This is a genomic window from Lysobacter defluvii IMMIB APB-9 = DSM 18482 (assembly GCF_000423325.1).
Taxonomy (GTDB): domain Bacteria; phylum Pseudomonadota; class Gammaproteobacteria; order Xanthomonadales; family Xanthomonadaceae; genus Novilysobacter; species Novilysobacter defluvii.
This window is the reverse complement of record NZ_AUHT01000008.1, coordinates 116,545-142,186: the sequence shown is the minus strand read 5'-3', so window position 1 is coordinate 142,186 and position 25,642 is coordinate 116,545. Positions and strand designations below refer to the sequence as shown.

The 25,642-nt window shown below is 70.2% G+C and carries 24 protein-coding genes; 11 read left to right on the top strand and 13 right to left on the bottom strand.

The features are described from left to right. Positions 1–100: 100 nt before the first annotated feature. The gene (gene glmS / locus G545_RS0108570) at positions 101–1,933 is read right to left on the bottom strand and encodes a glutamine--fructose-6-phosphate transaminase (isomerizing) (protein WP_027070018.1); all 1,833 of its coding nucleotides are present in this window, start codon (positions 1,931–1,933) and stop codon (positions 101–103) included. 183 nt (positions 1,934–2,116) lie between these two features. On the opposite strand from glmS, the gene G545_RS0108565 reads away from it, so the two are divergent. The 7 genes from G545_RS0108565 to G545_RS14175 all read left to right on the top strand — a co-directional run bounded on the left by G545_RS0108565 (position 2,117) and on the right by G545_RS14175 (position 9,582). Then, entirely contained in the window at positions 2,117–3,394 is a 1,278-nt protein-coding gene (locus G545_RS0108565) for an efflux RND transporter periplasmic adaptor subunit (protein WP_027070017.1), read from the top strand. 1 nt (position 3,395) lies between these two features. Continuing rightward, entirely contained in the window at positions 3,396–3,542 is a 147-nt protein-coding gene (locus G545_RS15645) for a hypothetical protein (RefSeq protein WP_154656550.1), read from the top strand. Positions 3,543–3,571: 29 nt separating this feature from the next. After that, positions 3,572–4,282, top strand: coding sequence for an ABC transporter ATP-binding protein (locus G545_RS0108555; protein ID WP_027070016.1), 711 nt, complete (start codon positions 3,572–3,574; stop codon positions 4,280–4,282). A 62-nt stretch (positions 4,283–4,344) separates the two neighbouring features. Further along, positions 4,345–5,655 (top strand): ABC transporter permease, encoded by a 1,311-nt coding sequence (locus G545_RS0108550; RefSeq protein ID WP_027070015.1) that lies wholly within the window; start codon positions 4,345–4,347, stop codon positions 5,653–5,655. Between the two features lie 8 nt (positions 5,656–5,663). Beyond that, entirely contained in the window at positions 5,664–6,884 is a 1,221-nt protein-coding gene (locus G545_RS0108545) for an ABC transporter permease (protein WP_027070014.1), read from the top strand. Positions 6,885–6,893: 9 nt separating this feature from the next. Beyond that, a complete protein-coding gene (locus G545_RS0108540; protein ID WP_027070013.1) occupies positions 6,894–8,231 on the top strand; it encodes a sigma-54-dependent transcriptional regulator in 1,338 nt (445 codons plus the stop codon). 28 nt (positions 8,232–8,259) lie between these two features. Next, positions 8,260–9,582 (top strand): sensor histidine kinase, encoded by a 1,323-nt coding sequence (locus G545_RS14175; RefSeq protein ID WP_052106884.1) that lies wholly within the window; start codon positions 8,260–8,262, stop codon positions 9,580–9,582. A 9-nt stretch (positions 9,583–9,591) separates the two neighbouring features. Here G545_RS14175 and glmU read toward each other — a convergent pair whose 3' ends face one another. Continuing rightward, entirely contained in the window at positions 9,592–10,962 is a 1,371-nt protein-coding gene (glmU, locus tag G545_RS0108530) for a bifunctional UDP-N-acetylglucosamine diphosphorylase/glucosamine-1-phosphate N-acetyltransferase GlmU (RefSeq protein WP_027070012.1), read from the bottom strand. Positions 10,963–11,033: 71 nt separating this feature from the next. On the opposite strand from glmU, the gene G545_RS15005 reads away from it, so the two are divergent. Together G545_RS15005 and G545_RS0108520 are read left to right on the top strand one after the other, a co-directional pair. Beyond that, positions 11,034–13,058, top strand: a complete 2,025-nt coding sequence (locus tag G545_RS15005; RefSeq protein WP_027070011.1) for a hypothetical protein — start codon at positions 11,034–11,036, stop codon at positions 13,056–13,058. Then, positions 13,055–13,441 carry a GtrA family protein gene (locus tag G545_RS0108520; RefSeq protein ID WP_027070010.1) on the top strand — a complete coding sequence of 129 codons (387 nt, stop codon included), beginning with the start codon at positions 13,055–13,057 and terminating at the stop codon, positions 13,439–13,441. Before G545_RS15005 ends, G545_RS0108520 begins: the two co-directional genes overlap by 4 nt. A 59-nt stretch (positions 13,442–13,500) precedes the next feature. On the opposite strand, the gene G545_RS0108515 is transcribed toward G545_RS0108520, so the two are convergent. The 9 genes from G545_RS0108515 to G545_RS0108475 all read right to left on the bottom strand — a co-directional run bounded on the left by G545_RS0108515 (position 13,501) and on the right by G545_RS0108475 (position 20,666). Beyond that, entirely contained in the window at positions 13,501–13,929 is a 429-nt protein-coding gene (locus tag G545_RS0108515; RefSeq protein WP_027070009.1) for a F0F1 ATP synthase subunit epsilon, read from the bottom strand. 67 nt (positions 13,930–13,996) lie between these two features. Continuing rightward, on the bottom strand, positions 13,997–15,403 hold the full coding sequence (gene atpD, locus G545_RS0108510; RefSeq protein ID WP_027070008.1) for a F0F1 ATP synthase subunit beta: 1,407 nt from the start codon (positions 15,401–15,403) through the stop codon (positions 13,997–13,999). 82 nt (positions 15,404–15,485) lie between these two features. Then, the gene (atpG, locus tag G545_RS0108505) at positions 15,486–16,349 is read right to left on the bottom strand and encodes a F0F1 ATP synthase subunit gamma (protein WP_027070007.1); all 864 of its coding nucleotides are present in this window, start codon (positions 16,347–16,349) and stop codon (positions 15,486–15,488) included. A 30-nt stretch (positions 16,350–16,379) separates the two neighbouring features. After that, complete coding sequence (gene atpA / locus G545_RS0108500) at positions 16,380–17,945, bottom strand: F0F1 ATP synthase subunit alpha (protein ID WP_027070006.1); 1,566 nt, start codon at positions 17,943–17,945, stop codon at positions 16,380–16,382. A gap of 76 nt (positions 17,946–18,021) precedes the next feature. Beyond that, positions 18,022–18,546 carry a F0F1 ATP synthase subunit delta gene (locus G545_RS0108495; protein ID WP_027070005.1) on the bottom strand — a complete coding sequence of 175 codons (525 nt, stop codon included), beginning with the start codon at positions 18,544–18,546 and terminating at the stop codon, positions 18,022–18,024. Between the two features lies 1 nt (position 18,547). Continuing rightward, the gene (locus tag G545_RS0108490) at positions 18,548–19,018 is read right to left on the bottom strand and encodes a F0F1 ATP synthase subunit B (RefSeq protein ID WP_027070004.1); all 471 of its coding nucleotides are present in this window, start codon (positions 19,016–19,018) and stop codon (positions 18,548–18,550) included. Positions 19,019–19,108: 90 nt separating this feature from the next. After that, positions 19,109–19,408, bottom strand: a complete 300-nt coding sequence (gene atpE, locus G545_RS0108485; protein WP_027070003.1) for a F0F1 ATP synthase subunit C — start codon at positions 19,406–19,408, stop codon at positions 19,109–19,111. A gap of 73 nt (positions 19,409–19,481) precedes the next feature. Further along, positions 19,482–20,279, bottom strand: a complete 798-nt coding sequence (atpB, locus tag G545_RS0108480) for a F0F1 ATP synthase subunit A (RefSeq protein WP_027070002.1) — start codon at positions 20,277–20,279, stop codon at positions 19,482–19,484. A gap of 21 nt (positions 20,280–20,300) precedes the next feature. Next, complete coding sequence (locus tag G545_RS0108475) at positions 20,301–20,666, bottom strand: ATP synthase subunit I (RefSeq protein WP_052106597.1); 366 nt, start codon at positions 20,664–20,666, stop codon at positions 20,301–20,303. Positions 20,667–20,867: 201 nt separating this feature from the next. Here G545_RS0108475 and G545_RS0108470 point away from each other — a divergent pair, with 201 nt between their 5' ends. Further along, complete coding sequence (locus G545_RS0108470; RefSeq protein ID WP_027070000.1) at positions 20,868–21,113, top strand: DUF2061 domain-containing protein; 246 nt, start codon at positions 20,868–20,870, stop codon at positions 21,111–21,113. A gap of 109 nt (positions 21,114–21,222) precedes the next feature. Here the strand turns inward: G545_RS0108470 and lpdA are convergent, their stop codons facing one another. Further along, the gene (lpdA, locus tag G545_RS0108465; RefSeq protein ID WP_027069999.1) at positions 21,223–23,085 is read right to left on the bottom strand and encodes a dihydrolipoyl dehydrogenase; all 1,863 of its coding nucleotides are present in this window, start codon (positions 23,083–23,085) and stop codon (positions 21,223–21,225) included. A 27-nt stretch (positions 23,086–23,112) separates the two neighbouring features. Next, entirely contained in the window at positions 23,113–24,579 is a 1,467-nt protein-coding gene (locus G545_RS0108460) for a dihydrolipoyllysine-residue acetyltransferase (protein ID WP_027069998.1), read from the bottom strand. Between the two features lie 221 nt (positions 24,580–24,800). Here G545_RS0108460 and G545_RS0108455 point away from each other — a divergent pair, with 221 nt between their 5' ends. Beyond that, entirely contained in the window at positions 24,801–25,427 is a 627-nt protein-coding gene (locus G545_RS0108455) for an OmpW/AlkL family protein (protein ID WP_027069997.1), read from the top strand. Positions 25,428–25,642 lie beyond the last annotated feature (215 nt).

The following is a 25,642-nucleotide window of genomic DNA, read 5'->3' as shown; positions in this document are numbered from 1 at the left end:
GGCGGGGCGCCGCGGTCACAAGTGCGTACGGATTACACCGGCACGGATGAGGAGCAAGCGACGGCCGGTCGCAGAGGCGGCCGTCGGGGTACGAAGGGCGCTATTCGACGGTCACCGACTTGGCCAGGTTGCGCGGCTTGTCCACGTCGGTGCCGCGCGCCAGGGCCACGTGGTAGGCCAGCAGCTGCACCGGGATGGTGTGCACGATCGGGCTCAGCACGCCCACGTGGCGCGGGGTGCGGATCACGTGCACGCCCTCGGACGGGCCGAACTCGCTGTCGGCGTCGGTGAAGACGTACAGCTCGCCGCCGCGGGCGCGGACCTCCTGCATGTTGGACTTCACCTTCTCCAGCAGGCGGTCGTTGGGGGCGATCACCACCACCGGCATGTCGGCGTCGACGAGCGCCAGCGGGCCGTGCTTGAGCTCGCCGGCCGGGTAGGCTTCGGCGTGGATGTAGGAAATTTCCTTGAGCTTGAGCGCTCCTTCCAGGGCGATCGGGTAGTGCACGCCGCGGCCCAGGAACAGCGCGTTCGCCTTGGGCGCGAAGCGCTCCGACCAGGCGGTGATCTGCGGCTCCAGGTTGAGCGCGTGCTGCACGCTGCCCGGCAGGTGGCGCAGGGCGTCGATGTGCGCGGCTTCGGTCTCCGGGTCCAGCCGTCCGTGCAGCTTGGCCAGCGTGCAGGCCACGGTGAACAGCGCCACCAGCTGGGTGGTGAAGGCCTTGGTGGAGGCCACGCCGATCTCGGCGCCGGCGCGGGTGTAGTAGACCAGCCGGCTGGCACGCGGAATCGCGCTCTCGGGCACGTTGCAGATCGACAGCGTCGCCTCGTGCCCCAGTGACTTGGCGTACTTGAGCGCCTCCATGGTGTCGAGCGTCTCGCCCGACTGGGAGATCGTCACGACCAGGTGCCTGGGGTGCGGGACGGCGTCGCGGTATCGGTACTCGCTGGCGATCTCCACCGAGCACGGCAGCCCGGCGATCGATTCGATCCAGTAGCCGGCGACCAGCCCGGCGTAGTAGCTGGTGCCGCAAGCGAGGATCTTGATGCCCTCGATGCCGGCCAGCACCTCCGCGGCGTCCGCGCCGAACAGCTCCGGCCCGAAGGCGTCGTTGTCGATCACCGCCTCGATGGTGTCGGAGATCGCGCGCGGCTGCTCGTGGATCTCCTTCTGCATGAAGTGGCTGTACGGCCCCAGCTCCAGCGAGGCCAGCGACACGTCCGAGACGTGAACTTCGCGCTCGGCCGCCTGGCCGTCCTCGCCGAACACCCGGACCCCGTCGCGGGTCAGCTCGGCGGTGTCGCCCTCCTCCAGGAAGATCACCCGGCGGGTGGCCTGGATGATCGCCGAGACGTCGCTGGCGACGAAGTTCTCGCTCTCGCCCAGGCCGACCAGCAGCGGACAGCCCATGCGCGCCACGACCATCCGGTCCGGATCGTCCAGGCCGACGACGGCAATGGCGTAGGCGCCGGTCAGCTCGCGCACCGCGGCCTGCACCGCCGCCAGCAGGTCCAGGCCCTGCTTGCGGTGGAAGTGGACCAGGTGGGCGATGACCTCGGTGTCGGTCTCCGACTCGAAGGCGTAACCGGCGTCCTGCAGGCGCGCACGCTGGGCGTCGTGGTTCTCGATGATGCCGTTGTGCACCACCGCCAGCTCGCCGAAGCTGATGTGCGGGTGGGCGTTGTCCTCGGTCACCCCGCCGTGGGTCGCCCAGCGGGTGTGGCCGATCCCGAGGCTGGCGGCGAGGCCCTGCTCGCGCGCCGCGGCCTCCATCTCCGAGACCCGTCCGGTGCGGCGCACCCGGCGCAGCCGGCCGTCGTCCAGCACCGCCAGGCCGGCGGAGTCGTAGCCGCGGTATTCCAGCCGCTTGAGGCCTTCGACCAGCACCGGGACGACATCACGATCGGCGATCGCGCCAACGATTCCGCACATGGCCAAGCAGTCCTGGAAAGGGGGCGCGCCATTGTACCGGGGCGCCGGGCCTGCCGTCCGGCGGACACCCGGGTGTCCGCGGACACTTTCGCGAGACGCGTAATCCTTGTGCATCAAGGACTTGCAGGTTGGCACGCAACCTGCTTCATCCAGGGTGAGCACTCCACAAGGCCGACGCCCTCCATGAGCATCCGCGACACCTCCGCCCAGGACCGCACGCTGACCGGCACCACGGGAACCGGCACGCGCAGGCGGCGCCTGGCCGCGATCGCCCTCGGCGTCGGCGGACTCCTGCTGGCCGGCTGGCTGGTGAGCGCCTGGAGCGCGGGTGCGCGCTCCTACGACGCCTCGCGCCTGCGCATCGCCGAGGTGGTCCGCGGCGACCTGGTCCGCGACATCGCCGCCGAGGGGCGGGTGATCGCCGCCAACAACCCCACCCTGTACGCGGTCGCGGCCGGCACCGTGACCCTGTCGGTGGTGGCGGGCGACCAGGTGGCAAAGGGCGATGCGCTGGCGGTGATCGACAGCCCCGAGCTGCGCAGCCGGCTGGCCCAGGAGCAGGCGACCCTCGCCAGCCTGGAGGCCGAGGCCGGCCGCGCGGCGCTGGACGCGCAGGTGGCGCGCTCCGCGGCGCGCCGCACCCTGGACCAGGCCGGCATCGACCACCAGGCCGCGATCCGCGACCTGGAGCGCAACCGGCACGCCTTCGAAGGCGGCGCGGTGGCGGCGATCGACGTCGCCCGCGCCGAGGACGACCTGCACAAGACCGAACTCGCCCTCGCCCACGCCCGGCGCGAGTACGAGCTGGAGGGCCAGGGCGCCACCCTGGACCAGCGCAACAAGCAGCTGGTGGCCGACCGCCAGCGCGCGGTGGTCGAGGAACTGCAGCGCCAGGTCGACGCGCTGACCCTGCGCTCGCCGTTCGATGGCCAGGTGGGCCAGGTGCTGGTCGAGCAGCACCAGCACGTCGCCGCCGACACCCCGGTGCTCGGCGTGGTCGACCTGACCCGCTTCGAGGTGGAGATCCGGGTGCCGGAGAGCTTCGCCCGCGACCTCGCGCCGGGCATGCCCGCCGAGCTGTCCGGCGCCGGCTCGACCTGGCAGGCCGAGGTCTCTTCGATCTCGCCGCAGGTGGTCAACGGCGAAGTCATCGGCCGGCTGCGCTTCGCCGGCGAGCAGCCCCCGGGGCTGCGGCAAAACCAGCGGATGCGCGCGCGCATCCTGCTCGATACCCGGGACGACGTGCTCATGGTCGAGCGCGGTCCGTTCCTGGAACAGGGGGGCGGCAACCACGCCTGGGTCGTCGAGGACGGCGTGGCCACCCGCAGGTCGATCCGCACCGGTGCAAGCAGCCTGGGCGCGGTGGAGATCCTCGATGGGCTGGAGCCCGGCGACCGCGTCATCGTCGCCGGCGCCGACCAGTTCGGCAGCAACGAACAGGTACGCATCTCTGGAGACTGAAATGAACGCCCCACGCACCTACAACCACTGGACCCGCATCGCCGACGAAGGCCCGCAGGCCCCGCACTCCACGCCCCGGCGCCGCCCGCTGTCGCGCAGCTACCTGAGCGACCCGAGCCCGGCCCAGACCTTCCGCATCCACGGCTGACCGCCGCCAAAAACCCCAGGGAGCCTCCCATGCTGCAGATGCAAGCCGTATCCAAGGTCTACCGCACCGAGCTGGTCGAAACCCACGCCCTGCGCGGGCTCGACCTGCACGTGCGCGAAGGCGAGTTCGTCGCCGTGACCGGCCCGTCCGGTTCGGGCAAGACCACCTTCCTCAACATCGCCGGGCTGCTGGAAACCTTCACCAGCGGCACCTACCGGCTCGACGGGGAGGACGTCAGCGGGTTGTCCGACGACGCCCGCAGCCGCCTGCGCAACCGCAAGATCGGTTTCATCTTCCAGAGCTTCAACCTGATCCCGGACCTCAACCTGTTCGACAACGTCGACGTGCCACTGCGCTACCGCGGCATGGGCAGCGCCGAGCGGCGGCAGCGGATCGAGGGGGCGCTGACCCGCGTGGGCCTGGGTTCGCGCATGAAGCACTTCCCCGCCGAACTGTCCGGCGGACAGCAGCAGCGCGCGGCGATCGCCCGCGCGCTCGCGGGCAGCCCGCGCCTGCTGCTGGCCGACGAGCCGACCGGGAACCTGGACTCGCAGATGGCCCGCGGGGTGATGGAGATGCTCGAGGAGATCAACGCCGAGGGCACCACCATCGTCATGGTCACCCACGACCCGGAACTGGCCGCCCGCGCACAGCGCAACGTCCACATCGTCGACGGCGTCGCGACCGACCTGGCCGCGGCGCACGGGCTGGTGCGCGAGCGCGCCGTCGCCAACGGCTGAGCCGGCCCCCGCACCCACCCGCGGCCCAGCGCCGCCCACGCACTACAGAAGGCAGGCCCGCCATGCTCGGCTACTACTTCGACCTCGCGCTCCGCAGCTTCCGCCGCAACAAGGTGCTGACCGCCCTCATGGTGCTGGCGATCGCCCTGGGCATCGGCGCGAGCATGACCACCCTCACGGTCTTCCACGTGCTCTCGGGCGACCCGCTGCCCGGCAAGAGCGACCGGGTGTTCTACCCGCAGATGGACCCGCGCTCGATGAGCGGCTACAGCGAAGGGGAGGACCCGGAGTTCCAGATGACCCGCTTCGATGCCGAGGCGCTGCTGCGCGACGGGCGCGGCAAGCACCAGGCGCTGATGACCGCCGGTGCGGTGGCGGTCGAGCCCCAGCGCAGCGGGCTGGATCCGTTCCTGGCGGGGGCACGCTTCACGTCGGCCGATTTCTTCCCGATGTTCGAGGCCCCGATGCTCCATGGCACGCCCTGGACGGCGGCCGAGGACGAGTCGCGCGACCGCGTCGCGGTGATCTCCACCGAACTCAACGAGCGCCTGTTCGATGGCGCCAACAGCGTGGGCCGGACCCTCCGGCTCGACCAGAACGACTTCCGCATCGTCGGCGTGCTGGACCGCTGGCGCCCGACGCCGCGCTTCTATGACGTGACCGCCTCGCGGTTCGGCGAGGTGGAACAGGTGTTCCTGCCGTTCTCCACCTCGCGCGACCTGGACCTGGGCACCAGCGGGAGCATGAACTGCTGGGGCAATTCGAGCGGGGATCCGGAAGGCCAGCGCGGCGTGAATGCACCCTGCACCTGGCTGCAGTACTGGGTGGAACTGGATTCGGCAGGCGACGCAGGCGAGTACCTGCGGTACCTGTCGAACTACTCCGACCAGCAGCGCGAGGCCGGCCGCTTCGAGCGGCCCACCAACGTGCGGCTGCACGATGTCATGGGCTGGCTGGACGAAAACCAGATCGTACCCAGCGACGTGCGGCTGCAGACCTGGCTCGCCCTGGGGTTCCTGCTGGTCTGCCTGGTCAACACCGTCGGGCTGCTGCTGGCCAAGTTCCTGCGCCGCTCGAGCGAGATCGGCGTCCGTCGTGCGCTGGGCGCGTCCCGGCGCGCCATCTTCGCCCAGTGCCTGGTGGAGGCCGGCACCGTGGGCCTTGCGGGTGGCGTGCTCGGGCTCGGCCTGGCGTTGCTCGGCCTGTGGGCCGTGCGGCAGCAGCCGGTCGGCTACGCCAGCCTGGCGCACCTGGACGCCACGATGCTGGTGACCACCTTCGTGCTGGCGATCGCCGCCAGCCTGGTCGCCGGACTCCTCCCCGCCTGGCGCGCCTGCCAGGTCGCCCCCGCCATCCAGCTCAAGAGCCAGTGAGGCCCGCCATGGACATCCGACCCATCCTGTCCACCCTGAGGCGCCACAAGACCGCCTCGGCCCTGATCGTGCTGGAGATCGCACTGAGCTGCGCGATCATCTGCAATGCCGTGTTCCTGATCAGCACCCGGCTCGAGCGCATGGACCGGCCCAGCGGGCTGGCCGAGAGCGAGCTGGTACAGCTGCGCTACGCGGGCCTGGGCCAGGACGGCGGCGACGCCGCGGCGCGCGTGCGCGAGGACCTGGCGGCCCTGCGCGCGATCCCCGGCGTGGAGTCGGCGAGCCTGGTCAACCAGATCCCCTATGGCAACGCGGTCTGGCAGGGCTCCGTCGAGCTGGAGGCCGACCAGCCCAACCCCACGCTGAACGCGGCGCTCTACCTGGGCGATGAGCAATTGCTGGAGACCTTCGGCCTGCAGCTGGTGGCCGGTCGGGACTTCAGCGACGACGAGTTCATCGATTTCTCCGCCCTGCAGGCGCCCGAGGCGGAGATCAGCATCCCCGCGGTGATCCTCGCCCGGGGCACGGCGGAACAGCTGTTCCCCGGAGAGGACGCCGTCGGCAACGTGATCTACAGCTGGGGCGACACGCCGATCCGGGTCGTGGGCGTGGTGGACCGCCTGATCCGCCCCAACGACGAGGGCGGGCCGGCCCAGGTCCCGCTGTCGATGATCCTGCCGGTGCGCGTGACGCAGGGCAGCTACGTGCTGCGGACCGATCCCGCGCGCCGGACCGAAGTGATCGAGGCCGCGAAGGCGGAACTGGACCGGCTGAACCCGAGCCGGATCCTGCTGGACGACGGCACCTTCGAGGAACTCCGCGACGCCTACTACCGGGCGGACAAGTCGATGGCGTGGCTGCTGGTCGCGGTCTGCATCGGGCTGCTGGTGGTGACGGCCCTGGGGATCGTCGGGCTGGCCAGCTTCTGGGTCCAGCAGCGGACCAAGCAGATCGGCGTGCGGCGTGCGCTCGGCGCCACCCGGGGCCAGGTGCTGCGCTACTTCCAGGTGGAGAACTTCCTGCTTGCCACGGTGGGCATCGTCATCGGCATGATGCTGGCCTACGCCATCAACATGAGCCTGATGGAGCGCTACGAACTGGCGCGCCTGCCGGCGGTCTACCTGCCGATCGGCGCGCTCACGCTGTGGCTGCTCGGGCAGGTGTCGGTGTTCGGCCCGGCACGCCGCGCCGCCTCCGTGCCGCCTGCGGTGGCGACCCGCAGCGTCTAGAGTCACTCCATGCCCACGGTCCTGATCATCGACGACAACCCGGCCGTCGCCACCGCCCTGGAGGTGCTGTTCTCGCTGCACGACATCCAGCCCCGGTCGGCGGCTTCGCCCGAAGAAGGCCTGGCGGTGCTCGGCGACGGCGGCATCGACCTGGTGGTCCAGGACATGAACTTCCACGCCGATACCACCTCCGGCGAGGAGGGCGTGGCGCTGTTCGAGCAGATCCGCGAACGGCACCCGGACCTGCCGGTGGTGCTGCTGACCGCCTGGACGCACCTGGAGTCGGCGGTCGACCTGGTCAAGGCCGGGGCCGCCGACTACCTGGCCAAGCCGTGGGACGACCGCAAGCTGATGGCGACGGTCACGAACCTGCTGGAGCTGTCGGAGGCCCAGGCCGAGCTGCGGCGCGAGCGCCGATCCCGCCAGCGCCGGCGCGAACGCCTGGCCAGCGACTACGACCTGCGCGGACTGGTGTGGGACGACCCGGCGACCGAGCAGGTCCTGACCCTGGCCTGCCAGGTCGCCCGCTCCGACCTGCCGGTGCTGGTGACCGGACCCAACGGAGCCGGCAAGGAGCGCTTCGCCGAGATCGTCCATGCCAACTCGGCGGTCCGCGACGGCCCCTTCGTGGCGCTGAACTGCGGCGCGCTTCCGTCGGAGCTGATCGAGGCGGAGCTGTTCGGCGCCGAGCCCGGGGCCTACACCGGTGCCAACCGCGCCCGCGAGGGAAAGTTCGAGGCGGCGGACGGCGGCACCCTGTTCCTGGACGAGATCGGCACCCTGCCCCCCGCCGGCCAGGTGAAGCTGCTTCGCGTCCTGGAGACCGGGCGTTTCGAACGCCTGGGCGGCAACCGCGAGCGCACGGTCAAGGTCCGGGTGGTCAGCGCGACCAACGCCGACCTGCCGGCCCTGATCGCCGAGGGGCGCTTCCGCGAGGACCTCTACTACCGGCTCAACGCCATCGAGCTGCGGATTCCGGCGCTGGCGCACCGGCCGGCCGACATCCTGCCGCTGGCCCGCCACTTCCTGCCGCCGGGCCGCCAGCTCTCGCCGGATGCCGAGCGCGCGCTGCTGGCACATGGCTGGCCGGGCAATGTGCGCGAGCTGCGCAACACGCTGCAGCGCGCCGCGCTGCTGGCGCGCGGCGACCGGATCGTCGCCGCCGACCTGGGGCTGCCCACGCCTGCCGCAGGGGCAGCGGCCACGGAACAGGAGCCGGACCGCGCGGCGATCGAGGCGGCGCTCGCCGACAGCGGTGGCGTGCTCGCCCAGGCCGCCGCGGCGCTGGGCCTGTCGCGGCAGGCCCTGTACCGGCGCATGGACCGGCTCGGCATCCAGCGGCCCTGAGCCGCGGCCTTCCGGAGGCATGGAGCACATGAACATCTCGAGCCACTGGTCGCAACGCCTCCCCCTGAAGCTGACGTTCACCGCGACCTGCCTGGGCTGGGTACTGGTGGCCACCTGCCTGGCGACCTGGTGGTCGGACTGGCTCCCGCCGTGGCAGGTCGCGCTGGCGGTGGTGGCGTTGCTGGCGGTGCCGGTCGCGCTGCAGGTCCGCCGTTTGATGCGGCCCATGGACTCGCTGTTCCGGGCGCTGGCCGGCACGGTCGCCAGCTACCGCGACGGCGACTACGCGTTCGGGCTTTCGTGGCGGGGCGGCGGCGAACTGGGCGAGCTGGTGGCCGCGCACAACCGCCTCGGCGCCGCGTTGCGGGAGCAGCGCCTTGCACTGGTGCAGCGCGAGCTGCTGCTCGACACCATGGTGCAGAACACCCCGGTCGGCATGCTCCTGGTCGATGCCGTCGGACGCGTCGTGCTCGGCAACCTGGCCGCCCGGAAGCTGCTGGGCGGTGGCCGACGGCTGGAGGGGCAATCCTTCGAGGCACTGCTGGAGGACACGCCCGAGCCGATGCAGGACGCCTTCGCCCGCGGCGGCGACGGCATGTTCACCATCGGCGACGCGGACGACGAGGACATCTACCACCTCGCCCGCCGCAGGTTCCGCCTGAACGGGCGCCCGCACGAACTGGTGCTGCTGCGGCAGCTCACCGCGGAGCTGCGCCGCCAGGAAGTGCAGACCTGGAAGAAGGTGATCCGGGTCATCAGCCACGAGCTCAACAACTCGCTGGCGCCGATCGCATCCCTGGCGCATTCCGGCGCGGAGCTGCTGCGGCGCGGGCACACCGACCGGCTCGACGTGGTACTCGGGACCATCGAGGAGCGCGCCCGGCACCTGGAGCGCTTCATCCGCGACTACGCCCGCTTCGCCAAGCTGCCGGCGCCACGGCTGCAGAACGTCGCCTGGGGCGACTTCATCGAAAAGCTTCGCAGCCAGGTCGACTTCCGGGTCCATCCCATCGACCCGGGCTCGATGGGCCGCTTCGACCCGGGCCAGCTGGAACAGGCCCTGCTCAACCTGTTGCGCAATGCCCACGAGTCCGGATCCCGCCCGGAGGACGTGTCCCTGGTGCTGCGGCGCCTCCCCCAGGCCTGGCGGGTGGACGTGCTGGACCGTGGCAGCGGCATGAACGAGGCCGTGCTCGCCAATGCGCTGCTGCCGTTCTACTCGACCAAGCGCAACGGCACCGGCTTGGGGCTGGCGCTGGCGCGCGAGATCGCGGAAGCGCACGGCGGGCGCATCGCCGTGCTCAACCGCGACGGCGGCGGGCTGTGCGTGTCGCTGGTGCTGGCCGACTGAGGGCGGTTATTACGGCTTCTTGGCGGGGCGCTGCCAGCCCTCGACCACGGCCTGCCGGGAGCGGGCGACGGTCAGCTTGCCGGCCGGCGCGTTCTTCGTCACCACCGACCCGGCGGCAATAGTCGCGTCCTGGCCGATGGTCACTGGGGCGACCAGGGAGGAGTTGGAGCCGATGAAGGCGCCATCCTCGATGGTCGTGCGCGACTTGTTCACCCCGTCGTAGTTGCAGGTGATGGTGCCGGCGCCGATGTTGACCTTGGCCCCGATCACCGCGTCGCCCAGGTAGGTCAGGTGGTTGGCCTTGCTGGCCACGCCGACGGTGGTGTTCTTGGTCTCGACGAAGTTGCCGACGTGGGCGCCGTCGGCCAGCACGGTGCCCGGGCGCAGGCGGGCGAAAGGGCCGATGGTCGCGGTGCCCTCCACCACCACGCCGTCCAGGTCGCAATGGGCGCGGACCTCGGTGCCCGGCCCGAGCCGGACGTTGCGCAGGCGGCAGAACGGGCCGATGCGCACGCCCTCGGCCAGCTCGACCTCGCCCTCCAGGACCACGTCGACGTCGATCTCCACGTCGCCGCCGGTCACCGTGACCTCGCCGCGCACGTCCAGCCGCGCGGGGTCGGCGATGCGGGCGCCGGCCATGCACAGCCGCCGGGCCAGCCGGCGCTGGCACTCGCGCTCCAGCTGGGCCAGCTGCCACGGGTCGTTGGCGCCCTCGGTCTCGATCGCATCCTCGACGTGGACCATCTCGGCGGCGGTGAACTCGTCCGCGGCGGAGGCGAACACGTCGGTCAGGTAGTACTCGCCCTGCGCGTTGTCGTTGCCCAGGTGCTCCAGCCACCGGCGCAGCGGCTCGCTGTCGGCGACCAGGATGCCGGTGTTGATGGTGTTGATCGCCTTCTGCTCGTCGGTCGCGTCCTTCTCCTCGATGATGCGGGCGACGTTGCCCTGGGCATCGCGCAGGATGCGGCCGTAGCCGGTCGGGTCCTCCAGGTCGGCCACCAGCACGGTCAGCCGGCCGGGCACTTCGAGCATGCGGCGCAGGGTTTCGGCGCGGATCAGCGGGACATCGCCGTACAGGACCAGCACCCGCGCATCCTGCGGGACCTGGTCCATGGCCTGCTGCACCGCGTGGCCGGTGCCCAGGCGCTCGCGCTGCTCGGCCCATTGCAGGTCCGGCTGGCCCTCGAAGGCCTCGCGGACCTCCTCGCCACCGTGGCCGTACACGATGTGGATGGCCTCGGGGCGGAGCTCGCGCGCGGTCTCGATGACGTGGCCCAGCATCGGCTTGCCGGCCACCTTCTGCAGCACCTTGGGCAGGGCGGACTTCATCCGCTTGCCCTCGCCGGCGGCGAGGATGACGACATGGAGCGGCAGTGGCATGGCGGGACTCGTCCAGTCAGCTTGCGGGGGGACGCCGATTCTACCGGGGTCGGCCTTGGTAGGATGCCGCGGTGCCGATTCCCGCCCAACATCACGCGCCGCCGCCCCGGTGGACGCAGCTTCCGGTCTGGCTCGGCGTCGCCGCGTGCCTCGCCGGGCTGGCCGCGTTCCGCATGTGGAGCGAGGTCGCCGCCGGCCGGGTCGCCGAGAACCTCGCACTGATGGCGCTGGCCGCGCTGCTTGCCTGGCCGCTGCGGCGCTGGCGCGGGATGTCCTGGGCGTCCGCCCTGGCGGTGGTCTGGCTGGGATTGCTGGCCTGGATGGGCGGGGTGCTTCCCGTCGTCGCCGTGGCCGCGTTGGCGCTGGCGGCCATCGTGCTGGGTCGCCTGGTGGTCCGCGAGGGTCCGGTGCCGTACGCACTGCTCACGGGGCTGGCGCTCGTCGCCGGCGTGCTGGGCTGGCTGCTGCCCCTGCCGGTGCACCAGCCGTGGACCTACGGGTCGCTGGGCGTGCTGGCGGTCGTGCTCGGGCGTCGGGGCCTGGCGCGTGACCTGCGGACGATGCAGACGGGGTGGCGTGAACAGGTCGCCGCCGCGCCGCTTGCGGCCGCGCTCGCGGTTTCGCTTGCGGGGCTGGCCTCCACCGGATCCTGGCTGCCCACGCTGCAGCACGACGACCTGGCCTTCCATCTCGGACTGCCGTGGCAGCTGCAGCTGGAGGGGCGTTACGCGCTCGATCCCACGCACCAGGCCTGGGCGCTTGCCGCTTGGGCCGGCGACGTGCTGCAGGCGGTTCCACAGGTCCTGGTCCGCGCCGAGTCGCGCGGTGCGCTGAACCTGCTGTGGCTCCTGGCCGGGGGCGCCGCGCTGTGGCGGCTGTCGACGCTGCTGGGGATGGTCCCGGGGCTTCGCTGGGCGACGCTCGCGGCCTGGGCCAGCCTGCCCCTGGTCGGCGCGCTGATGGGGGGCATGCAGACGGAGACCGCGGCAAGCGCGGTGACCGTCGCGCTCGCCGCGCTCGCACTGGAGCCGTCCGGCGCCGGGCGACCGGGCCGACGGCTCGTCGCCGGCGCCCTGCTCTTCGGACTGCTGGCCGGGCTCAAGCCGCTCCACGCGGTCGCGGCGTTGCCGTTGCTCGCCTGGGCCGCGTGGCGGCACCGCCGATCGTCCGGATGGCGTGCCCTGCCGCTGGGGGCCGCCGCCGCGCTGCTGGCGGGGGGTTCCAGCTATGCCTACGCCTGGATCATCGCCGGCAACCCGCTGCTGCCGCTGTTCAACTCGCACTTCGGTTCGCCCTTCTACCCGGACGCCGACTTCGAGGACCCCCGCTGGCACGCAGGTTTCGACCTTCGGCTGCCCTGGGACATGAGCTTCCATACCTCGCGCTACCTGGAGGCGTGGGACGGCGGCACCGGCTTCGTGCTGGTGGCACTCGCCGGCGCGTGGCTGGTCGCGCTCGCCCTGCCCCGCACCCGTGCCCTGGCGATCTGCGGCGCACTCGCGGTCGCATTGCCGCTGGCCGGCATGCAGTACGCACGCTACGCGCATCCCGGGATGGTGCTGCTGTTGCCGGCGCTGGTCCTGGCCCTGCAGTCCGCGCTGGCGCCGCGCGCCGCCGTGGGGCTGGTTGCCGCGCTGTGCGCACTGCACCTCGCGTTCCTGCCCAACGCACACTGGCTCCCGCACGTCGGGGGGGCCAAGCGGGCGCTCGCCTCGCTGGGTCGCGATGCACCGCTGTTCGAGCGCTACGCCCCGGAGCGTGGGCTGGTCCAGGCGATGCGGGAGCGGGGCGAGCCCCGTGCCCCGGTGTTGCTGCTGGACCCGGACCAGCCCTGGTACGCCGAGCTGGGGACGCTGGGACGCAGTACCTCCCGCTATGACCTGCCCTGGTCCCGGCGCCACGCCGAAGCGGAGGCGGATCCGTCGGGAGCGGCCTGGGCGACGGCCTGGCGCGAGGAAGGGATCGGCCATCTCCTGGTGCGCCCGCGAACCGTCTCCGCTGCCCAGCGGGCCGGGCTCGAACGGGCCGGCGCCACGCTGGAGGCGAGCTTCGACGGCGCGCAGTGGTGGCGGCTGCCGGCGGGCACCGCGCCATGAACAGCCTGGGCAAGCAGGGCAGCCATTACCTGGTCTTCGGTGCCGTGCAGTGGCTGCTGGATTGGGGCGTGATGGTCGGTCTAAGCCACCTGGGCCTCCCGGTCCGGCAGGCCAACGTGGCTGGACGGGTGTGCGGCGCGCTGATCGGTTTCTGGCTCAACGGCCGGTTCACCTTTGCAGGCGAGGACACCACCCTGGGCCGGGTGCAGTTCGTGCGCTTCGTGCTGCTGTGGCTGGCGACCACCTTCCTGAGCACGTGGATGATTGGCGCCGTCGATGACTACCTGGGCCTGAAGTGGGCCTGGCTGGCCAAGCCACTGGTGGAGGTGGTGCTGGGCCTGCTCGGGTTCCTGGTCTCCCGGCACTGGGTGTATCGCCGGTAGGCACAAACGAAAACGCCGGCCACGGGGCCGGCGATTCCAGACTGCTGCTTCGCGCAGCGTCAGTGCTTGATGTTGCGGCGCAGCCGCTCCAGCGCCTGCAGCTGGGCCATGACCTCGGCCATGCGGGCCTGGGCCTCGGCGGCCTCCATCGGCTCCGGACGGCCGGCGAGGATGCGCTCGGCCTCTTCCTTCGCCGCCCGCACCGCCGCCTCGTCGATCTCGTCGGCACGGATCGCGGTGTCGGCCAGCACGGTGACCACCTGCGGCTGCACCTCCAGGATGCCGCCGCTGACGGCGATGTCGATCTGCTCGCCGCCGGGGAGGGTCACCACCACCTTGCCCGGCTTCAGGCGGGTGATCAGCGGGGCGTGGCGGGCGACGATGCCCAGCTCGCCCAGCTCGCCGGTGGCAACCAGCATCTCGGCGTCGCCGCGGAAGATCTCTTCCTCGGCACTGACAATGTCGCAACGGAAGGTGGTGCTTGCCATTTCGTTTAAATCCCTCATCCGCCCTTCGGGCACCTTCTCCCGCGGAGCGGGAGAAGGGAGTTCATGCTCAGGCCTTTTCGGTCATCTTGTTGGCCTTCTCGACGGCTTCCTCGATGCTGCCGACCATGTAGAACGCCTGCTCCGGCAGGTGGTCGTACTCGCCCTCGACGATGCCCTTGAAGCCGCGGATGGTGTCCTTGAGCGGGACGTACTTGCCCGGGGCGCCGGTGAAGACCTCGGCGACGTGGAACGGCTGGCTGAAGAAGCGCTCGATCTTGCGGGCGCGGGACACGGCCTGCTTGTCCTCTTCGCTCAGCTCGTCCATGCCCAGGATCGCGATGATGTCCTTGAGCTCCTTGTACTTCTGCAGCGTGGCCTGGACCTTGCGCGCGACCTCGTAGTGCTCGGTGCCGATCACGTTGGGGTCGAGCTGGCGCGAGGTGGAGTCGAGCGGGTCGACCGCCGGGTAGATGCCCAGCGAGGCGATGTTGCGCGACAGCACCACGGTGGCGTCGAGGTGGGCGAAGGTGGTCGCCGGCGACGGGTCGGTCAGGTCGTCCGCGGGCACGTACACGGCCTGGATCGAGGTGATCGAACCGGTCTTGGTGGAGGTGATGCGCTCCTGCAGGACGCCCATTTCCTCGGCCAGGGTCGGCTGGTAGCCCACCGCCGACGGCATGCGGCCCAGCAGCGCGGACACCTCGGTGCCGGCCAGGGTGTAGCGGTAGATGTTGTCGACGAACAGCAGCACGTCGCGGCCCTTGCCGGACTCGTCCTTCTCGTCGCGGAAGTACTCGGCCATGGTCAGGCCGGTCAGCGCGACGCGCAGGCGGTTGCCCGGCGGCTCGTTCATCTGGCCGTAGACCATCGCCACCTTGTCGAGGACGTTGGAGTCCTTCATCTCGTGGTAGAAGTCGTTGCCCTCGCGGGTACGCTCGCCCACGCCGGCGAAAACCGACAGGCCCTCGTGCGCCTTGGCGATGTTGTTGATCAGCTCCATCATGTTGACGGTCTTGCCGACGCCGGCGCCGCCGAACAGGCCGACCTTGCCGCCCTTGGCGAACGGGCACATCAGGTCGATGACCTTGATGCCGGTCTCCAGCAGCTCGTTGGCCGCGGACTGGTCCTCGTAGCTCGGCGCGTCGCGGTGGATCTCCCAGGTGTCGGAAGCCTGCACCGGGCCGGCTTCGTCGATCGGGTTGCCCAGCACGTCCATGATGCGGCCCAGGGTGCCGGTGCCGACCGGCACCGCGATGCCGCGGCCGGTGTTGGTGGCCACCAGGTTGCGCTTGAGGCCGTCGGTGGAACCCAGCGCGATCGAACGGACCACGCCGTCGCCCAGCTGCTGCTGCACTTCCAGCGTGATATCGGTGTTCTCGACCTTCAGCGCGTCGTACACGTTGGGGACCGCGTCGCGCGGGAACTCGACGTCGACGACGGCGCCGATGATCTGGACGATCTTGCCCTGGCTCATTCTGGTTTCCTCGGACTCTCTGATGCTGCTGTGCGGGAGCGGCGCGGCGCACTGCCGGAAGCCGGCTCCTGCCTGGATGGGGTCAGACCGCGGCGGCGCCGCCCACGATCTCGGAAATTTCCTGGGTGATCGCCGCCTGGCGGGCCTTGTTGTAGACCAGCTGCAGGTTGTCGATCAGCTTGTTGGCGTTGTCGGACGCAGCCTTCATCGCGACCATGCGCGCGGCATGCTCGGAGGCGACGTTCTCCAGCACCGCCTGGTACACCAGCGACTCGATGTAGCGCGTCAGCACGTGGTCGAGCACCGTCGCCGGGTCCGGCTCGTAGAGGTAGTCCCAGTCATGCGGGGCGACCGACTCGTCCGACGGCGGCAGCGGCAGCAGCTGGTCGAAGGTCGGCCGCTGCGTCATCGCGTTGATGAAGTCGTTGTAGCAGAGGTAGACCCGGTCCAGCTCGCCGGCGGTGTAGCCGTCGAGCATGGTGCCGATCACGCCGATCAGCTGCTCCAGCTTCGGGGTATCGCCGAGGTGGCTGACCGAGGCCCGGATGTCCACCTTCACGCGGCGGAAGAACACCGAGGCCTTCTGGCCGATGGTCACCACGTCGACCTCGACGCCCTGCTCCCGCCACTTGGCGAACTCGCCCAGCAGGCGGCGGAACATGTTGTTGTTCAGCCCGCCGGCGAGGCCGCGGTCGGAGGAGATGATCACGTAGCCGACCCGCTTCACCGACTCGCGCTCGACCATGTACGGATGGCGGTAGTCGGTGTTGGCCTGGGCCAGGTGGCCGATGACCTGCTTCATGACCCGCGCGTAGGGGCGCGAGGTCTTCATCCGCTCCTGCGCCTTGCGGATCTTGGAGGCGGAGACCATCTCGAGCGCGCGCGTCACCTTGCGGGTGTTCTGCACGCTCTTGATCTTCGTCTTGATTTCGCGGCCACCGGCCATGTCGTTCCTCCCGTCTACCCGAGCTGGCGCTTACCAGGTACCGGTCTTCTTGTAATCCTCGATCCCGGCCTTGAACGCGGCCTCGATCTCGTCGTTCCAGGCGCCGGTGGAGTTGATCTTCTCCAGCAGGTCGGCGTTGGTGTTGGCGAAGTGGGCGTGCAGGCCCTCCTCGAAGGCGCCGAGCTTGTTGACCGGCACGTCGTCGAGGTAGCCCTCGTTGCTGGCGTAGATCGACAGCGCCTGCAGCGAGATCGGCAGCGGGGCGTACTGCTTCTGCTTCATCAGCTCGGTGACGCGCTGGCCGCGCTCGAGCTGCTTGCGGGTCGCCTCGTCCAGGTCGGACGCGAACTGCGCGAACGCCGCCAGCTCGCGGTACTGCGCCAGCGCGATGCGGACGCCGCCGGAGAGCTTCTTGACGATCTTGGTCTGGGCCGCGCCACCCACGCGCGACACCGAGATGCCGGCGTTCACGGCCGGGCGGATGCCGGCGTTGAACAAGTCGGTCTCCAGGAAGATCTGGCCGTCGGTGATCGAGATCACGTTGGTCGGCACGAACGCGGACACGTCGCCGGCCTGGGTCTCGATGATCGGCAGCGCGGTCAGCGAACCGGTCCGGCCCTTGACCTCGCCGTTGGTGAACTTCTCGACGTACTCCTCGGACACGCGCGCGGCGCGCTCGAGCAGGCGGGAATGCAGGTAGAACACGTCGCCCGGGTAGGCTTCGCGGCCCGGCGGGCGGCGCAGCAGCAGCGAGATCTGGCGGTAGGCCACGGCCTGCTTGGACAGGTCGTCGTAGACGATCAGGGCGTCCTGGCCGCGGTCCATGAAGTACTCGCCCATGGTGCAGCCGGCGTAGGCGCTGATGTACTGCATCGCGGCCGACTCGGAGGCGGTCGCGGCGACGACGATGGTGTGCTCCATCGCGCCGTTCTCTTCCAGGCGGCGCACGATGTTGGCGACGGTCGAGGCCTTCTGGCCGATCGCCACGTACACGCACTTGATTCCGGTGCCCTTCTGGTTGATCACCGCGTCGATCGCCATGGCGGTCTTGCCGGTCTGGCGGTCGCCGATGATCAGCTCGCGCTGGCCGCGGCCGATCGGGATCATCGAGTCGACCGCCTTGTAGCCGGTCTGCACCGGCTGGTCGACCGACTTGCGCCAGATCACGCCCGGCGCCACGCGCTCGACCGGCGCGGTCAGGTCGGTGCCGACCGGGCCCTTGCCGTCGATCGGCTCGCCCAGTGCGTTCACCACGCGGCCCAGCAGCTCCGGACCGACCGGCACCTCGAGGATGCGGCCGGTGGTGCGGGCGGTGTCGCCCTCGCCCAGGTGCTCGTAGTCACCCAGGACCACGGCGCCGACCGAGTCGCGCTCCAGGTTCAGCGCCAGGGCGTAGGTCGGGACACCCTCCGCGGAGGCCGGCAGCTCGATCATCTCGCCCTGCATCACGTCGGCCAGGCCGTGGATGCGCACGATGCCGTCGGCGACGGAGGTCACCGTGCCCTCGTTGCGCGCCTCGGCGGACAGGCCGACCTTCTCGATGCGGGTCTTGATCAGTTCGCTGATTTCGGACGGGTTGAGCTGCGTGGTTGCCATGTTCGTTTCCAATGTTGGGCGGGCCTGGACCCGCCATCACGGTCGGCGGGCGCGGGGCCCGCCGGGTGAATGCCAATCAGTTTGCGAGTGCGTTCTGCATGCGTTGCAGCTTGCCGCGCAGCGAGCCGTCGATGACGGTGTCGCCGGCGTCGATCACCGCACCGCCGATCAGGCTCTCGTCGACCGAGGTCTCGACCTCGACCTCGCGTCCGAAGCGGCGGCGCAGGGCGGCCACCAGGCCTTCCAGCTCCGCCGGCGCGAGCTCGGCCGCCGAGGTGATCCGGGCCCTGACGACCTGGTCCGCCTCGGCGCGCAGCTTCTCGTACAGCCCGGCGATCTCGGGCAGCAGCGCGAGGCGGCCGTGCGCGGACAGCTCGTCGATGAAGCGGCCGAACGCGTCCCCGGCCCCTTCCGCGAGCAGGGCGCGCGCGTCTTCCGTGCGCAGCCGCGGGTTGCCCAGCAGCGCCTGGACCTGCGGGTCGGCGGCGATGCGGGAGGCCAGCGCCAGTGCCTTGGACCATTCCTCGGCCTGGCCGGATTCACGCGCCACCGCATGGGCGGCGCGGGCGTAGGGTCGGGCGAGGGTCAGGGCTTCGCTCATGTCAGATCTCGGCAGCCAGCTCGTCCAGCAGCGCCTTGTGGGCGCTGGCGTCGATCTCGCGACGCAGGACCTTCTCGGCACCGGTGACCGCCAGCGCGGCCACCTGCTGGCGCAGCTGCTCGCGGGCGCGGTTGGCCGCGACCTCGATCTCCGCCTGGGCCAGCTCCTTCTGCCGGTTGGCCTCGGCGACCGCCTCGTTGCGGGCCTGCTCGATGATCTGGTTGGCGCGCTGGTGCGCCTGGTCGATCACCTCGTTGGCCTTGGCACGGGCGTCGCGCATGGCGGCGTCGACCTGCTCCTGCGCCTGCGCCAGGTCCTTCTGGCTGCGCTCGGCAGCGGCAAGGCCCTCGGCGATCTTCTTCTGGCGCTCCTCGATTGCATTGAGCAGGGGCGGCCAGATGAACGTGGCGATCAGCCAGATCAGCGCGGCAAACGCCAGCGCCTGTGCGATTAGGGTCAGATTGATGCTCATCGGCTTTCGCTATCTCTCGCGTGGATGGGCGCGGGGCCCGGGTTCACCGGCCGGGGCGTGGAGCGCCGCCGGCCGGGTCGCACGCGTGGATCAGCCGGCCAGGCGGGCCAGCTGCTCGGTCCACGGACCGATGAACGGGCTGGCGAAGGCGAACAGCAGGCCGACGGCGACCGAGATGATGAACGCGGCGTCGATCAGGCCGGCGGTGATGAACATGCGGACCTGCAGCACCGGGATCAGCTCGGGCTGGCGCGCCGCCGACTCCAGGAACTTGCCCGACATGATGGCCAGGCCGAGGCCGGCGCCCAGCGCCGCGAGGCCGATCATGATGCCGATGCCGAGGGCGGTCGAGGCCTGGACCTGGGCGAGGGTGGCGAGGATGGTTTCCATGGTTATCTCCGAGCGATGGTGCTGATGGTTGAACGAAGGGTTGGAGGTGGAACGTTGGGGATGCAGCGGTGGCTCAGTGCGCGTCTTCGACGAGGCTCAGGTAGACGATCGAGAGCATCATGAAGATGAACGCCTGCAGCGGCACGACGAGGATGTGGAAGATCATCCAGCCCAGGCCGAACACGGCACCGCCGAGCAGGCCGAGGATGCTGGCGCCGCCGAGCACCCAGATGAGCAGGAACACGATCTCGCCGCCGAACATGTTGCCGAACAGTCGCATCGCCAGCGAAATCGGCTTGCTGACCCACTCGACGATGTTGAGGATGAGGTTGAACGGCATCATCCACTTGCCGAACGGGGCGGTGAGGAAGCCCTTGCTGAACCCGCCGAAGCCCTGCGACTTGATGGCGAAGAACAGCATCAGGAAGAACACGCTGATCGACAGGCCAAGGGTCGCGTTCACGTCCGCGGTCGGCACCGGCTTCCAGTAGTCCACGCCGACCCAGCTGAGCGGGATCGAGATGAAGTCCGCCGGGATGAACTTGATCATGTTCATCAGCAGGATCCAGAAGAACAGGGTGATCGCGATCGGCGTCACCAGCTTGCTCGGGCCGCGGTAGGTGTCCTTGGCCTGGCGGTCGACGAACTCGAGCAGGATCTCCACGAAGGCCTGCCACTTGCCCGGCACCCCGGCGGTCGGCCGGCGGGTCGCCACCCAGAACATGCCCACCATCAGCAGCCCCATGAGCAGCGAGGTGACCAGGGTGTCGACGTGGATCGTCCAGAACGCACCGCCCTCCCCGACCTGGCCGGTCAGGTTGTGGAGGTGGTGCTGGATATAGCTGGTGGGAGTGAGTTCAGCGGCCGCCATTTCTCTGAAATCCTTCGAAAGCTACCGGCTGGCCAAGGCCAGCACCTGGACGACGAGCGCGACCAGCACGCCCGCCAGGACCCCCAGCGGCGGGAGGCCGCCGAGGCCGATGCCCAGCGCGAGCACGCCGAACACCAGCACCCACTTCAACATCGCCCCTGCAAGCAATCGCGCCAGCGCGCCCGCAGCAGGAGCCACTCCCCCGCCCAGCGACACCCGGCTGGACAGCCAGCCGCCGGCGGTTACGGCGAGTCCCCCCAGCAGTGCGCCCAGCGCCTGCGGCACGCTGAAGGCGATGAAGGCAAGTGCCAGCAGCGCGGTCGCGCCCGCCTGCCAGGCGGTCGCGCGCAACGCCAGCCGGCGGCCTGCGAACGTCGGATCGTGCACGCTGCTGGACTCGTCGTCTGGGGAGCCGGGCGCAGGAGGCAAGCGCCCGGTGAAGCCGCGGAATTATAAGCACCGCCTGCCGGCACGGCAACCTGCCAGACGCCGCAAGCTGAACGGGCCAGCCGTTCATGGATGAGAATGGTTATCACTTGCGGAGTGCCGCACGCACGCGGATACTGGGCGCGTACCCAGGAGGCATCCATGGCCAAGACCGCAAGCTTTGCCGCAGTCCACTTCACCGTCGCGTTCTGCGTCGGGACGCTGCTGACCGGGAATCCCCTGGTCGGGGGGTTGCTGGCGATCGTGGAGCCGGCCTGCAACACGGTGGCCTACCACCTGCACGAGAAGTTCTGGAAGCGCCGCGAGCAGCGGCGCCTGCACAAGGATGAACCCCGCGAAACAACGCCCGGCACGGGGACGGAACCATCGCTGCAGGCGGCGGTCTGACCCCTTGCCCGCCGCACTCTCTCTCCTCGTCAGGGTACCAGCGCAGCGGCGGGCCCCTTGAAGCCCCGGCCTGATCCGCCGGGGCTTCTCCTTTGCCGCCGGGGCGCGGCTACTTCTTCTTCGGCATGTACAGGTCGGTGATGGTGCCTTCGTAGGCCTCCGCCGCCATGGCCACCGACTCGCCCAGGGTGGGGTGCGGGTGGATGGTGTGGCCGATGTCGGCCGCTTCGGCGCCCATCTCGATTGCCAGCGCGACTTCGGAGATCAGCTCGCCCGCGTGCACGCCGACGATGCCGCCGCCGAGCACCCGGCCGGTCTCCTCGTCGAACACCAGCTTGGTGAAGCCTTCGGTGCGCGCGATCCCGATCGCCCGGCCCGAGGCCGCCCACGGGAACTTGCCGACGCCGACCTTCAGGCCCTTCTCCCGGGCCTCCCCCTCGGACAGCCCGACCCAGGCGATCTCCGGGTCGGTGTAGGCGACCGACGGGATCACCCGGGCGACCCATTCACGCTTCTGCCCGGCGGCGACCTCGGCGGCGAGCTTGCCTTCGTGGGTGGCCTTGTGGGCCAGCATCGGCTGCCCGACCAGGTCGCCGATGGCGAAGATGTGCCCGGCGGTGGTGCGCATCTGGCGGTCGACCGGGATGAAGCCGCGGTCGGTGACCTCCACGCCGGCCTTTTCCGCGTCCAGCTTGCCGCCGTTGGGGGCGCGGCCGACGGCGACCAGGACCCGGTCGAACACGCCGGCATCGGGTGCGTTGCCGCCCTCGTCGGCCGGCTCGAAGGCGACCTTCAGCCCCTTCTTCTGCGCCTCCACCTTCGCCGCCTTCACCTTGAGGTGGACGGTCACGCCCTGTTTCTTCAGGCGGTCGGCCAGTGGCTTGACCAGGTCGCGGTCCGCGCCCGGGATCAGCTGGTCCATGAACTCGACCACGGTGACGTCGCTGCCCAGCGCACGGTACACGGTCGCCATCTCCAGGCCGATGATCCCGCCGCCGACGACCAGCAGCTTCTTCGGCACCTCGGCCAGCTCCAGCGCGTCGGTGGAGTCCATCACCCGCGGGTCGTCCCACGGGAAGCCCGGCAGCTTCACCGCCTGGGAACCGGCGGCGATGATGCACTGCTCGAACCGGACCAGCTTGCTCCCGTCCTCGCCCTGGACCTCCAGCTCATGGGCCGATACGAAGCGGCCGGTGCCGGTGACCACCCGCACCTTGCGCTGCTTCGACATGCCGGCCAGCCCCTTGGTGAGCTGGCCGACGACCTTGTCCTTGTAGGCGCGCAGCCGGTCCAGGTCGATCTTCGGCTCGCCGAAGTCGACGCCGAACTCGGACGCATGCGCCGCCTCGCCGATCACCCCGGCCGCGTGCAGCAGGGCCTTGGAGGGGATGCAGCCGACGTTGAGGCAGACCCCGCCCAGGTCCGGGTAGCGCTCGACCAGCACGGTGTCCATGCCAAGGTCCGCGGCGCGGAAGGCGGCGGTGTAGCCGCCGGGGCCGGCGCCGAGGACGAGCATTTCGCACTCGATGTCCGCTTTACCCCCTCTCCCGCTTGCGGGAGAGGGTGGGGGTGAGGGCTGCCTTTGTTGTTGCTTCTGCTTCTGCGGGCTCTTCCCTGCAGGATCATTCCCCTGTCCACGATCCTTTTCGCGCCCGCCCTCACCCGCCGCGCCTTGCGCGGCGACCTCTCCCGCAGGCGGGAGAGGTGCATCTGTTTCGGAGTCGGCAGCGTCCGCTTCCGACTCCAGGATCGCCAGCACGGCGCCCTCGGCAACCTCGTCGCCGACCTTGACCCGGATCTCCTTCACCACGCCGGCGGCGCTGGAGGGGACCTCCATCGTGGCCTTGTCGGATTCCAGCGTCGCCAGGCCCTGGTCGACCTCGACCCGGTCGCCCACCGACACCAGCACCTCAATCACCGGGACGGCGTCGAAGTCGCCGATGTCCGGGACCTTCACCTCGATCTGTGCCATTGCAGCCTCCTCCTCAGTCCGCGCCGGTCACAGCAGCACCCGGCGCATGTCGCCGAGCACCTGGGACAGGTAGGTGGTGAAGCGGGCGGCGGCGGCGCCGTCGATGACGCGGTGGTCGTAGCTCAGCGACAGCGGCAGGACCAGGCGCGGCTCGAACTCCTTCCCGTTCCAGGCCGGGCGCGTGTCGGCGCGCGAGACGCCGAGGATCGCGACCTCGGGGGCGTTGATGATCGGGGTGAACTTGGTCCCGCCGATGCCGCCCAGCGAGCTGATCGAGAAGCAGCCGCCGCTCATCTGCGCCGGGCCGAGCTTACCCTCGCGGGCCTTGGCGGCGAGCTCGCCGGCCTCGGCGGCGATCTCCATCACGCCCTTGGTGTCGCAGTCGCGGATGACCGGGACCACCAGGCCGTTTGGCGTGTCGGCGGCGAAGCCGATGTGGAAGTACTGCTTGAGCACCAGGTTTTCGCCGGTCGCGTCGAGCGAGGCGTTGAACTCCGGGAACTTCTTCAGCGCGGCGACGCTGGCCTTGATCAGGAACGCCAGCAGGGTCAGCTTGGTCGCGTTGCCCTTGGCGATCGCCTTCTCGTTCTCCTTGTTGAGCTGGACGCGCAGTTCCTCCAGCCCGGTGATGTCGGCATCCTCGAACTGGGTGACGTGCGGGATCATCGCCCAGTTGCGGGCCAGGTTGGCGCCGGAGATCTTCTGGATCCGGGTCAGCTCGCGCGTCTCGACGGGACCGAACTTGCTGAAGTCCACCTTCGGCCACGGCAGCAGGTCCAGCCCGCCGCCACCGCCACCGGTGCGGGCGGTCGCGGCGCCTTCACCGGACATCACGCCCTTGACGAACTTCTGCACGTCCTCGCGGGTGATGCGGCCGGCGCGCGCACTGCCCTTCACCTGGCCCAGGTCGACCCCGAGCTCGCGTGCGAACAGCCGCACCGCCGGGCTCGCGTAGGGAACCTTGTCCGGGAGCAGCTCGTTGGCGTCGAAAGCGACCGGCGGCGAGCGGCGCGAAGTCGCGTCGGTACCGACATCGGCATCGCCGGTGCGATGGGCCGCCTCCTCGCGCTTGGCGAGGTTGTCGGGTTCGCCGACGTTGGCCGGCTCCACGACCGGGTCGGGCTCGCTGCCCTTGGGACGCGAGTCTTCCGATCCGCCGCTCGCGTCGCCGTCGGTCGCCTGCTTCGCTGCCTGCCGGGGCTTCGCGTCGGCAGCCTTCCCGGCCTTGCCGGAGCCTCCGGAATCCCCTTCGCCGGCCGGCTCGATCATCGCGACCACGGCGCCCTCGGCCACCTCGTCGCCTTCCTTGACCCGGATCTCGCGCACCACGCCCGCGAAGGGGGCCGGCACTTCCATCGTGGCCTTGTCGGACTCGAGCGTGACCAGCCCCTGGTCCACGTCGACCGTGTCGCCGACCTTGACCAGCACCTCGATCACCGGCACGCCATCGAAGTCCCCGATGTCGGGAACGCGCGCTTCCTTCAACTCAGCCATGTGGGGGGCCTGCCATGCACGAAAGACCCCTATTGTGGGCCGCTGTCCGGCGGAGCGCCAAGCATCCGCCTTGGCGCGTTGACGCCACGAAAACAACGGTGAACCTCCGCCCTGCCCGGTTCCGCCCTGCCCAAGCGCGGTTCAGACAGGCCCCGATAGCGTGTCGTCGCCGGTGTGGAAACGCCGGCCCACGACTACAAGAACGCAATCGGAGGTCCCCCATGAAACGCATCCACTCCACGCTTGCCCTGATCGGTGCCATTGCCATCGCGCCGGCCGCGATGGCCCAGGATTCCGGCGACAACCGCTTCGCCATCGTCGGCGGCTACGCGCTGAGCGAGCCGACCGGTGACGCCACCATCGACGGCCTCGACGCCGACCTGGACGGCGAGGGTGCCGCCACCCTCAGCGCCAGCTGGTACGCCACCGACAACATCGCCATCGAAGCCTGGGGCGCGGCCGACAAGTTCGGCCATCGCGTCACCGGACCGGGCGGGAAGGTCGGCAGCGTCGACGCCCAGCCCTACGCCCTGAGTGGCCAGTACCACTTCGGCACCAGCGAGCAGACCGTGCGTCCGTTCGTCGGCCTCGGCTACTACGAGATGAACTACGACGGCGAGACCGTCGAGCCCACCGGCGCGCTGGCCGGCGAGCGCCTTGGCGTGGAGACCGCCAAGGGCGCGATGGCCACCGTCGGTGCCGACGTGAAGCTCAGCGAGCACTGGTTCGCCCGCGGCGACATCCGCTACCTGCACGGCGATTCGGACGTGATGGTCAACGGGGAGACGGTCGGCGAGGCCGAGGCGGACCCGGTGATCATCGGCGTCGGGATTGGCGCGAGGTTCTGATGGGAGGAGCGGGAACCGGGAACAGGGAACAGGGAACGAGAGGCCGCGGTCGCCGCGACGGCGTTCCCTTCCTGTAAGGCCTCATCAGGTTCCGGTGTAGAGGACCTGGGGGTAGGCGGAACCAGGGCGGAACGGGGCAATGCCGAACTTTCGTTCCCTGTTCCCGCTTCACCTTTCCCCGTTCCCGCTCCACCAAGTCAGGGGAGCCGAGGCGG